Genomic DNA, 12,706 nt, shown 5'->3' with positions numbered 1-12,706 from the left:
GAACCCGACGGGAAGGGGCGGAGGGGCCGAAGAAACCCCCACGCCCGCCCCGCACCGGGCACGAGGAAAGGCCCGGGGCCACCGCATCCACGGTGACCCCGGGCCTTCGCCGTACCCGCCCCGCACGCACGCGGGCACCCCGCCCGCCCGCACGAGGAAGCCGGCCGCAGGGCACGCAAAAGGGCGGGGCCCCCGGAATCACCCGGGGGCCCCGCCCTGACGCTGCCGACGCCTAAGGCGTACCTGACCCGTCAGTTGTCGTCCTCGTCGATCAGGAAGCCCCGCATCGGCGAGGGAGCCTGCTGCATCGGCGACGGCCCCTGCGGCCGCACCGGCGCCATCGGCTGCGTCATCGCCGGCGACATCTGCTGCTGACCGCCGTAGGACGGCCCGGCCTGCGACGGATTGCCCATGCCCTGGTTGCCGCCGTAGCCCGGAGCGCTCGCGCCGGCCGGCGCCATGGAAGGCGCGGAGGACGACGGGAGCGACGCGGTGGCCGGCGTACGCGGCGGCGCGAGCGAGTCGTCGGCCTGGGTCTCCAGCTGGCGCAGCTGCGACTCCAGGTAGGACTTCAGCCGCGTGCGGTACTCGCGCTCGAAGCCGCGCAGGTCCTCGACCTTGCGCTCCAGCGTGGCGCGGGCGGACTCCAGGGAGCCCATCGCGACGCGGTGCTTCTCCTGCGCGTCCCGCTCCAGCGCGTCGGCCTTGGCGCGGGCGTCCCGCTCCAGACCCTCGGCGCGGCTGCGGGCCTCGCCGACGATCTTGTTGGCCTCGGAGCGCGCCTCGGCGATCGCCTGGTCGGCGGTCTGCTGGGCCAGCGAGAGGACACGGGCGGCGCTGTCGCCGCCGGGGCCCTGACCGGGCTGCGGCATCTGCGGACCGTGGCCGCCCATGGGACCGCCCATCGGGCCGCCCATGTGCTGCTGCATCTGTCCCTGCATCTGACCGGGACCCTGGCCCATCGGACCCTGGCCCATCGGGCCGGGACCCTGCGGACCGCCCTGGCCACTGGGGCCGGCGGGCAGCTGCGGCGCACCGCTCGGCAGCTGGGGCGGGCCGCCCATGGGGCCGCCCATCTGCTGCTGCGGCGGGCCCGATATGCCGGCGGGCACGGGAGCACCGGGACCGCGCATGCCCTGCGGCGGACCCTGCTGCTGGTGCTGCTGGTGCTGGTGCTGCTGATCCTGCTGCTCGGGCGGCTTGCGCATGCCCTGCTGCTGGTTCTGCGCAGCCGCGCGCGTGGCCGCCGCCAGTTTGGCGCGCAGGTCCTCGTTCTCGCGGAGCAACCGCGTCAGTTCGGCTTCGACCTCGTCGAGGAAGGCATCGACCTCGTCCTCGTCATAGCCTTCTCGGAGGCGGACGGTCGTGAACTGCTTGTTCCGCACGTCCTCGGGGGTCAACGGCATCTCTTCACCTCAACGTAGTCATCGGCAGTCGGCAAGACCGTATCGTCCACAGTCACCTCGCGAGATTTCCCACGAGAGTGATCAAGATGTAGACGATGATCATCAGTACGAAGAAGGACAGGTCAAGTGCCACGCCCCCGAGACGCAGTGGCGGGATGAACCGCCTCAGCAGCTTGAGCGGTGGATCGGTGACAGTGTAGGTGGCCTCCAGAACGACCACCATCGCCTTGCCGGGTTGCCATGAGCGGGCGAACTGGAAGACGTAGTCCATGACCAACCGGAAGATCAGCACGATGAGGAAACACATCAGCGCGACGTAGAGAATCTCCAAAACCACGCCCATGATCCGTGCGTCCCTCTCCCCTGTTCCGTGCCGTGTCCGGTCCTGCGTCTCAGCTCTGGTTGAAGAACCCGCCCTCTGCGATGCGGGCCTTGTCCTCCGCCGTGACATCGACGTTAGCAGGCGACAACAGGAACACCTTCTGCGTCACCCGCTCGATGCTGCCGTGAAGACCAAACACCAAACCGGCCGCAAAGTCGACAAGTCGCTTCGCGTCTGTGTCATCCATCTCAGTCAGATTCATGATCACCGGGGTGCCCTCACGGAAGTGTTCCCCGATGGTACGGGCCTCGTTGTAGGTCCGCGGGTGCAGTGTGGTGATCCGGTACGGCTCTCGTTCGGACACGACCTTGGGCATGATCACCGGTGCGTTCTTCTCCATGCTCTGACGTTCTTGTGTGATGGATGCCACGGGGGCGATTCGCGCCGGACGCCCGGATTCCGCGGGAAGCGAAGCGGAATGCGGTACTGGGTCGCGCTGCACCGGTGGCTGCACCACTCGCACCGGTTCGTCCCTTTGGGACTGATGTGCCTGGTGCGACTGATGAGACGGCTCGTGCCGCCTGCGGTCCCGCTCGGGCTCCGGGTCGAGCTCGGGCTCGAAGTCGTCGTCGGGGTCGAATCCCCTGCCGTCGTACCCATCGTCCTCCACGAGGCCGAGGTAGACCGCCATCTTGCGCATCGCGCCGGCCATGCTCTGAGTCCTCCGCTCTGTGGTGGATCGGCTGACGACTTGCCAAGTGCCTGCGATCCACGAGGTCGTTTTGCCCGCCTTCGGCGGTAATGACCATATTTTCTGCTGTGGTCCGACTTCTTGGCGACGTTACCCGAGCCCAGGGCGGACGCCGAGTACCGCAGTGCCGACGCGTACATGTGTCGCTCCGGCCGCCACGGCCTGTTCGAGGTCCGCACTCATCCCTGCCGAGACCATGTTCGCAGCCGGATGGGCGCTGCGCAGGGCAGTCGACAAATCCATCAGCCGCTCGAACGCCGCCGGTTGGCGGCCCGCGTACGGGCCGGTGAGCGGGGCGACGGTCATCAGCCCGTCCAGCCGGAGCCCCGGAGCCGCCGCGACGAGGTCCCCCAACTCCGCGACCCCGCCGGGCCCCACGCCCCCGCGCGCGCCCCGGCCGCTCTCCTCCGCGTCGAGCGCGACCTGGATGAGGCAGCCCAGTTCGCGCTCCGCGCGGACCGCCTCCTTCGACAGAGCCGTGACGAGCTTGGGACGGTCCACGGACTGCACGACATCGGCGTAACCGACCACAGAGCGGACCTTGTTGGTCTGCAACTGGCCGACGAAGTGCCAGGAAAGGGGCAGATCCGAGCAGGCCGCGGCCTTGGGCGCCGCGTCCTGGTCCCGGTTCTCGGCGACGTGCCGGACGCCCAGTTCCGCCAGCGTCCGAACGTCGCTCGCCGGATAGGTCTTCGTGACCACGATCAGGGTCACCTCTTCACGCTTGCGCCCCGCGGCCGTGCACGCCGCGGTGATGCGCTCTTCCACTTCCGCCAGGTTCGCGGCGAGTTGCGCCTTACGGTCCGTCATGCCCCATCAGTCCAGCCAGACATAGCCCGCGAGCCGCCCGGTCGTGCGGTCCCGTCGGTACGAGAAGTGGTCATCCGACTCGATCGTGCACACCGGCGACTGCTCCCGGTCGCGCACCCCGAGCCGTTCCAGTTGCGCGTGCACACCGGCGGTCACGTCGACCGCGGGAGTGCCCCAGCTCGTCTCGGCGTGCGCCGCGGGCTCGACGGCTGCGACCTCGGCGCGCATGGCGTCCGGCACCTCGTAGCACCGCCCGCAGACGGCGGGGCCGGTGCGGGCGACGATCCGGGACGGCTCCGCGCCGAGTTCCACCATCGCCGCGACCGCCGCGGGGACGACCCCGGCGACCATGCCGGGCCGTCCGGCGTGCGCGGCGGCCGCCACCCCGGCGACGGGGTCGGCGAGCAGCACCGGCGTGCAGTCGGCGGTGAGCACGGCGAGGGCGAGCCCACGCCGGGCCGTGACGAGCGCGTCGACCTCGGGCACGGGGCGCTCCCCCCACGGCTCGTCGACCACGGCCACGTCCGCCCTGTGCACCTGGTTCATCCAGACGACCCGCGCCGGGTCGAGTCCCAGGGACTTGGCGGCCAGTTCGCGGTTGGTGCGTACGGCGCCGGGGTCGTCGCCGACCGCTCCGCCGAGGTTGAGCTCCTCGTACGGAACGGCGCTCACTCCGCCCCACCGGTCGGTGAAGGCGAAGTGCGCGCCGCTCTGCGTGCTCGTTCCGGAGCGCGTTCCTATCACTTCAGGAAGTCCGGCACGTCCAGCTCTTCGGCCGCGCTGTCCGAGTAGGAGCGGGAAGGCGGGACCGGCGGGGAGACGGGCAGCTCGTTCGTCGGCTCCGGAGCGGGCTCCGGGGCCTCCTTGGGGGTGACACTGCCCAGCGAGCCGAAGGTGGGGCGGCTGTCGGAGGACCGTACCGGCGTGGGCTCCTCGCGCTTGGCGGAGGAGGACCCGAGGACGGTGTCCCGCTTGGACGGCGGCTGACCGCCGTCGAAGCCGGCGGCGATGACGGTGACCCGCACCTCGTCGCCGAGCGCGTCGTCGATGACCGCGCCGAAGATGATGTTGGCCTCCGGGTGGGCCGCCTCGCTGACCAGCTGGGCGGCTTCGTTGATCTCGAACAGGCCGAGGTCGGAGCCGCCGGAGATGGAGAGCAGCACACCGCGTGCGCCGTCGATGGAGGCTTCGAGGAGGGGCGAGGAGATCGCCATCTCCGCCGCCGCCACCGCGCGGTCGTCGCCGCGGGCCGAGCCGATGCCCATGAGGGCCGAACCCGCCTCGGACATCACGGACTTGACGTCCGCGAAGTCGAGGTTGATCAGGCCGGGGGTGGTGATGAGGTCGGTGATGCCCTGAACACCCGACAGCAGGACCTGGTCCGCGGACTTGAAGGCGTCCAGGACCGAGACCTGGCGGTCCGAGATGGACAGCAGCCGGTCGTTCGGGATGACGATGAGGGTGTCGACCTCTTCGCGGAGTTCCGCGATGCCGTCCTCGGCCTGGTTGGCGCGGCGCCGCCCTTCGAAGGTGAAGGGGCGGGTGACCACGCCGATGGTGAGGGCGCCGAGCGAGCGGGCGATGTTGGCCACGACGGGTGCGCCGCCGGTGCCGGTGCCGCCGCCTTCGCCGGCGGTGACGAAGACCATGTCGGCCCCCTTGAGGACCTCCTCGATCTCCTCGCGGTGGTCCTCGGCCGCCTTGCGGCCGACGGCCGGGTTGGCTCCGGCGCCGAGTCCGCGGGTGAGTTCACGGCCCACGTCGAGTTTGACGTCGGCGTCGCTCATCAACAGAGCTTGCGCGTCGGTGTTGATGGCGATGAACTCGACGCCCTTGAGACCGACCTCGATCATCCGGTTGATGGCATTGACACCACCGCCGCCGACACCGATGACTTTGATGACTGCGAGGTAGTTCTGCGGTGCTGCCACGTCGAAGGCCTCTCGCCTCGAGTTACGTGTCGCCGCCTCGCTGTCTCGCGATCCGACGACTGATGCCGAATGGGACGGTCCGAACGCCGACCCGAACCCTAACGCTGAAGTTTAGGGTTACCAGTGTGTCTGTTCCTTGGACTCTTCCGAACAGGACACTAAGTCGACAAGTGGCGCACGTTCAACGAACACGCCGAACCTCCCGTTTTTCTTTTCACCCTATGTGATCAGGCGTAGCGCTGCCCAACCAGGGTGCTGGCCTGCGCGGATGTGCGTCAACTCCCCGCTGACGCAGGGGCGGTGGGCACGCTCACGTCGAAGTCCCGGGCCTCCGGAGCTGCTTTCATGAGAGCGGTGAGCGTACGCGCCTTGGCGCGCCCTTTCTCACCACTGCCCCAGGTGACGGTGCGCCCGCGGCTCAGTTCCAGCGAGATGGAGTCGTACGAACGGACCTTGACGGTCCGGGTGTCACGGGCGACGGCGGCCGGGATGTCCCCGGCGACCCGCACCGCCTCGCGCACCAGCCGGTCGGTGCCGAAGCGGCGCAGTCCTGCGGAGGTGGTGACCGTCAACTCCAGTGCGGGAACGCCCTTCGGGGGGCGCGAAACCGTGGCGAATCGCACGCCCTTGGCGTCCACTTCGACGTACTTGCCGCCGTTCTCACGGTTTTTGACGATCAGTACCGGAATGCGCTCGGTCACCCTCAGTCCGATTCCGTGGGGCCAGGAACGGACGACGTCGACCGAGTCGATGCGCGGCAGGGCCTCGCGCAGCCGGGCCTCGATGGCGTCGGTGTCGACCGAGACGAGCGGGGAGCCGACCGGGACGTCGGCCGCCTCGCGCACCTGCTGCGGCGTCAGGACGCGCGTCCCGGAGACGGACACCTTCTCGACGCGCAGCCAGTGGGAGCCGTACAGGACCCAGACGGTGGCGGCCCCGGTCAACACCACGGCCAGCAGCAGGACGAGGAGCGTGCGAGGACGGGGCAGCCGCCCGGCGCGGGGCGGCCGGGGCGGGCCGGACTCGGTCTTCTGCCGTTCGCCGCGTTCGGCGGTCGTCGGTCCGGCCACGCTCCCCTGCCTTCTGTCACGCGCGGTGGCGCGACGCAATCGCCTCGTACACCATGCCGACGAGCAGGTCGTCGGCGTCCCGGCGGCCGAACTCGCTGGCGGCGCGGGACATCTCGAACAGCCGGTGCGGGTCGGCCAGCACGGGCAGCACGTTCGCCTGGATCCACTCGGGCGTCAGTTCCGCGTCGTCCACCAGCAGTCCGCCGCCCGCCTTGACCACCGGCTGGGCGTTGAGCCGCTGTTCGCCGTTGCCGATGGGCAGCGGGACGTAGGCGGCCGGGAGCCCGACGGCGGAGAGTTCGGCGACGGTCATCGCCCCCGCGCGGCAGAGCATCATGTCGGCGGCCGCGTACGCGAGGTCCATCCGGTCCACGTACGGTACCGGGATGTAGGGGGGCATCCCCGGCATCTGGTGGACCTGCGGCAGTTCGTTCTTCGGCCCGACCGCGTGCAGGATCTGGATGCCGGCCTGCTGGAGGTACGGAGCGACCTGCTGGACGACCTCGTTGAGGCGGCGGGCGCCCTGCGAGCCGCCGGAGACCAGCAGCGTCGGCAGGGCGGGGTCCAGACCGAACGCGGCCCGCGCCTCGGGGCGCACGGCGGCCCGGTCCAGGGTGGCGATGGAGCGGCGCAGCGGGATGCCGATGTAGCGGGCGCCGCGCAGCTTGCTGTCCGGCGTCGAGACGGCGACCTGGGCCGCGTACCGGGAGCCGATCTTGTTGGCCAGGCCCGGGCGGGCGTTGGCCTCGTGGATGACGATCGGCACCCCGAGGCGCTTGGCGGCGAGGTAGCCCGGCAGGGCGACGTAGCCGCCGAAGCCGACCACGGCGTCCGCCTTGGTGCGCTCCAGGATCTGCTCGGCGGCCTTGATCGTGCCGCGCAGCCGTCCGGGGACGGTGATCAGCTCGGGGGTGGGCTTGCGTGGCAGCGGCACGGCGGGGATGAGCGCGAGATCGTAGCCCCGCTCGGGCACCAGTCGGGTCTCAAGTCCGCGCTCCGTGCCCAGGGCCGTGATTCCCACGGTCGGGTCCTGCCTGCGCAGGGCGTCCGCGAGGGCGAGCGCGGGCTCGATGTGGCCGGCGGTCCCCCCGCCGGCGAGTACGACATGCACCGAAATTCACCGCTCTCCGGACGAACGCGCCGAGGCGCGCCGTCGCATCGTGTTCCATCTCCGAGGCCCTGAAGAGCCTCTGACCGCAGCACGCTTTCTACCAAAGCGGGGTTGCCGCATGGCAAGCGCAGCCCGCGCAGCGGGCTCGTCGCGTGCGAAGGCGATCAGCAGCCCGATGGCGAACATGGTCGGCAGCAGGGCGGAACCCCCGTAGGAGAACAGCGGGAGCGGGACTCCGGCGATCGGCAGCAGGCCGAGCACCGCACCGATGTTGATCACGGCCTGAGCCGTGATCCAGGTGGTCACGCCACCCGCGGCATACCTGACGAAGGGGTCCTCCGTGCGTCCGGCCACGCGGATACCCGCATAGCCTAGAGCCGCGAAGAGGGCGAGCACCGACAGCGTCCCTGACAGTCCCAGTTCCTCCCCGGTGATGGCGAAGATGAAGTCGGTGTGCGCTTCGGGCAGTTGACCCCATTTCTCCACACTCGCGCCGAGCCCGGATCCGAACAGCCCGCCGGACGCGAGGGCGTAGATGCCGTGCACGGCCTGCCAGCACTGGTCGTTCGGGCCGGGATCGGTCGCGCCGATGCAGGCGAGCCGTGACATGCGGTTGGGGCTGGTCTTGATGAGGACGACGCCGATGGTCGCGGCGACGGCCAGGACGCCCGCGAAGAGCCGTGTGGGGGCCCCCGCGAGCCACAGCAGGCCGAAGAGGATCGCGGTGAGGATGATCGCCGTTCCCATGTCGCCGCCGAGCATGATCAGCCCGAGCAGCATGAAGGCGACCGGGACGAGCGGCACCAGCATGTGCTTCCACTGGGTCAGCAGCCGCCTTTCCTCCTTGCGCGCGAGCAGGTCGGCGCCCCAGAGCACGAGCGCGAGCTTGCCGAACTCGCTGGGCTGGAGCTGGAAGGGGCCGCCGACGGAGATCCAGTTCTGGTTGCCGTTGACCGCCACCCCTATCCCCGGAACCTGCACCAGGACCATCAGGAAGACGGAGCCGGCCAGTATCGGATAGGCCAGCGCCCGGTGCAGCTTCACGGGCATCCGTGAGGCCAGCAGCAGCAGTCCGGTCCCGATCACGGCGGCCAGGAACTGCTTGCGGAAGAAGTACGACCCCGGCAGGGACAGCTGGAGCGCCTTGATCATGGAGGCCGAGTAGACCATCACCAGGCCGAGCACGGTGATCAGCAGGCTGCTGCCGAAGATCAGGTAGTACGCGGTCAGCGGCCGGTCCCAGGCGCGGCGGGCGCGCACGACGAAGCCCCGCAGGGGGTTCTCCCCAGGGGGGCGCGGGGCGGCGGGACGCCTGGCGGCCCGCTGCACGGGGGGTCGGCCGGTCCGGCTACTGGGCATCGGCGTCTCCGGGCCACAACGGTGTCACGCGTCCGTCCCTCCCAAAGGTCGCCCGGCAGGCGGCCGGGTCAGGCGCCGAGTCCGCGAACCGCCTCCGCGAACGCGTCACCGCGCTTGTTGTAGTTGGCGAACATGTCCATCGAGGCACAGGCCGGGGCCAGCAGGACCGTGTCCCCCGGCTCCGCGAGCCGCCTCGCCTCCTGGACCGCCGCGAGCATCGCCCCAGTGTCCGTCCGGTCCAGGTCGACCACCGGTACTTCGGGCGCGTGTCGCGCCAGCGCTTCCCGGATGAGGGCCCGGTCGGCGCCGATGAGCACCGCGCCCCGCAGCCGCTTCGCCGACTTGGCGACCAGTTCGTCGAAGGTGGCGCCCTTGGCGAGCCCGCCCGCGATCCACACGATCGACTCGTACGCCGCCAAGGAGGCTTCCGTGGCATGGGTGTTGGTCGCCTTGGAGTCGTCGACGTACGCGACTCCGTCCACGTCCGCGACGTGCGCGATGCGGTGGGCGTCCGGGCGGAACGCCCGCAGTCCGTCGCGCACGGCAGCCGGCGGCACCCCGAAGGCGCGCGCCAGGGCCGCCGCCGCAAGGGCGTTGGCGATGTTGTGCGGGGCGGGCGGGTCGACGTCGGAGACCTGCGCCAGCTCCTGCGCGTTCTTCTGCCGGTCCTCGACGAAGGCGCGGTCGACCAGGATGCCTTCCACGACGCCGAGTTGGGAGGGCCCGGGCGTGCCGAGCGTGAAGCCGATCGCCCGGCAGCCCTCCTCGACGTCCGCCTCGCGCACCAGGTTCTCGGTCGCCTCGTCGGCCACGTTGTAGACGCAGGCGACACGATTGCCCTCGTAGACACGGCCCTTGTCGGCGGCGTACGCCTCCATGGAGCCGTGCCAGTCGAGGTGGTCGGGCGCGAGGTTCAGGACGGCCGCGGAGTGGGCGCGCACGGACGGCGCCCAGTGCAGCTGGTAGCTGGAGAGTTCGACGGCGAGCACGTCGTACGGCTCGTCTCCGAGGACCGCGTCCAGCAGCGAGACGCCGATGTTGCCGACGGCCGCGGTGCGCAGCCCGGCCGCCTTGAGGATCTCGGCGAGCATCTGGACGGTCGTCGTCTTGCCGTTGGTGCCGGTGACCGCGAGCCAGGGGGCCGCGTCGGGACCGCGCAGCCGCCAGGCCAGCTCGACGTCGCCCCAGACCGGGACGCCCGCCTCGGCCGCCGCGGTGAACAGCGGCTTGTCGGGCTTCCAGCCGGGCGCGGTGACGATGAGTTCTGTGCCCGCGGGCAGGGTCGCCCCGTCGCCGAGGCGCACGGTGACACCGAGCGCCTCCAGCTCCGCCGCCTGGGCCCGCGCACGCTCGTCGGCGCCGTCGTTGACGACCGTGACGACGGCGCCGAGGCCGTGCAGCACGCGGGCCGCCGGGATGCCGGACACGCCGAGCCCGGCGACGGTGACGTTCTTCCCCTGCCAGTCGGTCACTTCTTGGCTGCCCATCCCGCGTAGAAGAGCCCGAGACCGACGATCACGCACATGCCCTGGATGATCCAGAAGCGGACCACCACCAGGACCTCGGACCAGCCCTTGAGTTCGAAGTGGTGCTGCAGTGGCGCCATACGGAAGACGCGCTTGCCGGTGAGGCGGAAGGAGCCGACCTGGATGACCACCGACATGGTGATGAGGACGAACAGGCCGCCGAGCAGCGCGAGGAGGAACTCCGTGCGGGAGCAGATCGCGAGGCCGGCGAGCGCGCCGCCGAGGGCCAGCGAGCCGGTGTCGCCCATGAAGATCTTGGCGGGCGAGGTGTTCCACCACAGGAAGCCGAAGCAGGCACCCATGAGGGCGGCGGCCACCACGGCCAGGTCGAGCGGATCGCGTACCTCGTAGCAGGCGCCCGGGTTGGTGAGGGCCTGCGCGTTGGCGCAGGACTCCTGGAACTGCCAGACGCCGATGAAGGTGTAGGCGCCGAAGACCATGACGGAGGCGCCGGTGGCGAGGCCGTCCAGACCGTCCGTCAGGTTCACGCCGTTCGACATCGCGAGAATCATGAACAGCGCCCAGACCACGAACAGCACCGGGCCGATGGACCACCCGAAGTCCTGCACGAAGGACAGCTTGGTGGAGGCCGGGGTGTTGTTGCGGTTGTCCGCGAACTGCAGGGAGAGCACGGCGAAGGAGACGCCGACGATCAGCTGGCCGGCCATCTTGGCCTTGGCCCGCAGACCGAGCGACCGCCGCTTGACGATCTTGATGTAGTCGTCCAGGAAGCCCACCAGGCCCATGCCGGCCATCAGGCCGAGGACCAGCAGGCCGGAGAAGGTGGGCGCGTAGCCCGTGATCACCTTGGACAGGAAGTACGCGATGATCGTCGCCAGGATGAAGGCGATACCGCCCATCGTCGGCGTACCGCGCTTGCTGTGGTGCTCGCGCGGGCCGTCGTCACGGATGTACTGGCCGTAGCCCTTGCGGGCCAGGAGCTTGATCAGCAGCGGAGTGCCGACCAGGGTCAGGAACAGGCCAATGACTCCCGCGAACAGGATCTGCTTCATCATCGGGCGGAAACCTCACCCTCGGCACCGGGCTCGAGCAGCGCCAGCGCCACCCGTTCCAGCCCGACCGACCGGGACGCCTTCACGAGTACGACGTCCCCTGGGCGCAGCTCGCTGCGCAACAGGTCGACAGCCGCCTGTGCGTCGGACACGTGCACCGACTCCTCACCCCACGAACCCTCGTTATATGCGCCCAGTTGCAGCCAGGACGCTTCCCTGCCCCCGACCGCGACGAGCTTGCTGACGTTGAGCCGGACGGCGAGCCGTCCGACCGCGTCGTGCTCGGCGAGCGCCTCGTCCCCGAGCTCGGCCATCTGACCGAGCACCGCCCAGGTCCGCCGCCCCTTGCCCATCGCCACGAGCGCGCGCAGGGCGGCTCGCATGGACTCGGGGTTCGCGTTGTAGGCGTCGTTGACGACCGTCACGCCGTCCGGGCGCTCGGTGACCTCCATCCGCCAGCGGGAGAGGGAGCCCGCCTCGGAGAGCGCACGGGCGATCTCGTCTGCGGACATGCCCAGCTCATGGGCGACGGCGGCCGCGGCGAGCGCGTTCGACACGTGATGCTCACCGTACAGGCGCATGGTCACATCGCTGCACCCGGAGGGTGTGCGAAGGCTGAAGCTGGGCTGTCCGGTCTCCGTGAGACGGACGTTCTCGGCACGTACGTCCGCTTCGTCGGACTCTCCGAAGAGGAGCACGCGGGCTTTCGTCCGGGACGCCATGGCGCGTACGAGGGGATCGTCGGCGTTGAGGATCGCGGCGCCCTCCTCGGGCAGGCTCTCCACCAACTCGCCCTTGGCCTGGGCGATCTGCTCCCGGCCGCCGAACTCGCCGATGTGGGCGGAACCGACGTTCAGGACGAGTCCGACCTTCGGCGGGGTCAGTTCCGTGAGGTAGCGGATGTGCCCGATGCCCCGCGCGCCCATCTCCAGGACGAGGAACCTGGTCTCCTCGGTGGCGCTGAGCGCGGTCAGCGGCAGCCCGATCTCGTTGTTGAGGGAGCCGGGCGTGAAGACGGTCGGCGCCTTGCTCCGCAGCACCTGTGCGATCAGGTCCTTGGTGCTGGTCTTGCCCGCGGAGCCGGTGAGGGCCACGAGGGTCGCGCCGAGCCGTTCGACGACGTGGCGGGCGAGGGCGCCGAGCGCCGACGTCACGTCGTCCACGACGATCGCGGGCACCCCCACCGGCCGTGAGGCCAGTACGGCGACCGCGCCGGCCCCGACGACCGCGCGGGCGTAGTCGTGGCCGTCCGCGCGTTCGCCGACGAAGGCGACGAAGAGGCTGCCGGGCTCCACTTCACGGGAGTCCCTGACGACGGGTCCGGTGACCTGTACCGCCGGATCCGGTATGTCGTGCGTCTGCCCGCCGACGACTGCTGCGATCTCGGCGAGAGAGAGGGCGATCACA

Annotated in this window: 12 protein-coding genes; all 12 read right to left on the bottom strand. The window is 70.3% G+C overall.

The features are described from left to right. Positions 1 to 251: 251 nt before the first annotated feature. The gene (locus tag ACWGIS_RS19290) at positions 252 to 1,406 is read right to left on the bottom strand and encodes a DivIVA domain-containing protein (protein ID WP_453363631.1); all 1,155 of its coding nucleotides are present in this window, start codon (positions 1,404 to 1,406) and stop codon (positions 252 to 254) included. 52 nt (positions 1,407 to 1,458) lie between these two features. Further along, the gene (locus tag ACWGIS_RS19285) at positions 1,459 to 1,749 is read right to left on the bottom strand and encodes a YggT family protein (protein ID WP_121403530.1); all 291 of its coding nucleotides are present in this window, start codon (positions 1,747 to 1,749) and stop codon (positions 1,459 to 1,461) included. Between the two features lie 49 nt (positions 1,750 to 1,798). Continuing rightward, a complete protein-coding gene (locus ACWGIS_RS19280; RefSeq protein ID WP_121403529.1) occupies positions 1,799 to 2,440 on the bottom strand; it encodes a cell division protein SepF in 642 nt (213 codons plus the stop codon). Between the two features lie 129 nt (positions 2,441 to 2,569). Further along, positions 2,570 to 3,289 carry a YggS family pyridoxal phosphate-dependent enzyme gene (locus tag ACWGIS_RS19275; RefSeq protein WP_453363630.1) on the bottom strand — a complete coding sequence of 240 codons (720 nt, stop codon included), beginning with the start codon at positions 3,287 to 3,289 and terminating at the stop codon, positions 2,570 to 2,572. Positions 3,290 to 3,295: 6 nt separating this feature from the next. Next, on the bottom strand, positions 3,296 to 4,033 hold the full coding sequence (gene pgeF, locus ACWGIS_RS19270) for a peptidoglycan editing factor PgeF (RefSeq protein WP_453363629.1): 738 nt from the start codon (positions 4,031 to 4,033) through the stop codon (positions 3,296 to 3,298). Next, positions 4,030 to 5,220 (bottom strand): cell division protein FtsZ, encoded by a 1,191-nt coding sequence (gene ftsZ / locus ACWGIS_RS19265; RefSeq protein ID WP_453363628.1) that lies wholly within the window; start codon positions 5,218 to 5,220, stop codon positions 4,030 to 4,032. The genes pgeF and ftsZ overlap by 4 nt, the downstream gene beginning before the upstream one ends. A gap of 275 nt (positions 5,221 to 5,495) precedes the next feature. Continuing rightward, positions 5,496 to 6,290 (bottom strand): cell division protein FtsQ/DivIB, encoded by a 795-nt coding sequence (locus ACWGIS_RS19260; RefSeq protein ID WP_453363627.1) that lies wholly within the window; start codon positions 6,288 to 6,290, stop codon positions 5,496 to 5,498. 16 nt (positions 6,291 to 6,306) lie between these two features. Then, positions 6,307 to 7,401: an undecaprenyldiphospho-muramoylpentapeptide beta-N-acetylglucosaminyltransferase gene (gene murG / locus ACWGIS_RS19255; protein ID WP_121403525.1), complete on the bottom strand. Its 1,095-nt coding sequence runs from the start codon at positions 7,399 to 7,401 to the stop codon at positions 6,307 to 6,309. A gap of 6 nt (positions 7,402 to 7,407) precedes the next feature. Beyond that, positions 7,408 to 8,760 carry a putative lipid II flippase FtsW gene (ftsW, locus tag ACWGIS_RS19250; RefSeq protein WP_453363626.1) on the bottom strand — a complete coding sequence of 451 codons (1,353 nt, stop codon included), beginning with the start codon at positions 8,758 to 8,760 and terminating at the stop codon, positions 7,408 to 7,410. Between the two features lie 68 nt (positions 8,761 to 8,828). Then, entirely contained in the window at positions 8,829 to 10,247 is a 1,419-nt protein-coding gene (murD, locus tag ACWGIS_RS19245; RefSeq protein ID WP_453363625.1) for a UDP-N-acetylmuramoyl-L-alanine--D-glutamate ligase, read from the bottom strand. Beyond that, positions 10,229 to 11,302, bottom strand: coding sequence for a phospho-N-acetylmuramoyl-pentapeptide-transferase (gene mraY / locus ACWGIS_RS19240; protein ID WP_355786072.1), 1,074 nt, complete (start codon positions 11,300 to 11,302; stop codon positions 10,229 to 10,231). The genes murD and mraY overlap by 19 nt, the downstream gene beginning before the upstream one ends. Continuing rightward, positions 11,299 to 12,705, bottom strand: a complete 1,407-nt coding sequence (locus tag ACWGIS_RS19235; protein WP_453363624.1) for a UDP-N-acetylmuramoyl-tripeptide--D-alanyl-D-alanine ligase — start codon at positions 12,703 to 12,705, stop codon at positions 11,299 to 11,301. The genes mraY and ACWGIS_RS19235 overlap by 4 nt, the downstream gene beginning before the upstream one ends. Between the last annotated feature and the right edge of the window lies 1 nt (position 12,706).

It is taken from the genome of Streptomyces sp. NPDC054842, assembly GCF_053611025.1.
The sequence above is the reverse complement of the archived record's forward strand: the minus strand, read 5'-3'. Positions and strand labels throughout refer to the sequence as shown.

What these genes read in the sequence shown, in the direction of transcription:
- ACWGIS_RS19290 (WP_453363631.1), bottom strand. Translation starts at nt 1,406, where the DNA reads ATGCCGTTGACCCCCGAGGACGTGCGGAACAAGCAGTTCACGACCGTC.
- ACWGIS_RS19285 (WP_121403530.1), bottom strand. Translation starts at nt 1,749, where the DNA reads ATGGGCGTGGTTTTGGAGATTCTCTACGTCGCGCTGATGTGTTTCCTC.
- ACWGIS_RS19280 (WP_121403529.1), bottom strand. Translation starts at nt 2,440, where the DNA reads ATGGCCGGCGCGATGCGCAAGATGGCGGTCTACCTCGGCCTCGTGGAG.
- ACWGIS_RS19275 (WP_453363630.1), bottom strand. Translation starts at nt 3,289, where the DNA reads ATGACGGACCGTAAGGCGCAACTCGCCGCGAACCTGGCGGAAGTGGAA.
- ftsW (WP_453363626.1), bottom strand. Translation starts at nt 8,760, where the DNA reads ATGCCCAGTAGCCGGACCGGCCGACCCCCCGTGCAGCGGGCCGCCAGG.
- murD (WP_453363625.1), bottom strand. Translation starts at nt 10,247, where the DNA reads ATGGGCAGCCAAGAAGTGACCGACTGGCAGGGGAAGAACGTCACCGTC.
- mraY (WP_355786072.1), bottom strand. Translation starts at nt 11,302, where the DNA reads ATGATGAAGCAGATCCTGTTCGCGGGAGTCATTGGCCTGTTCCTGACC.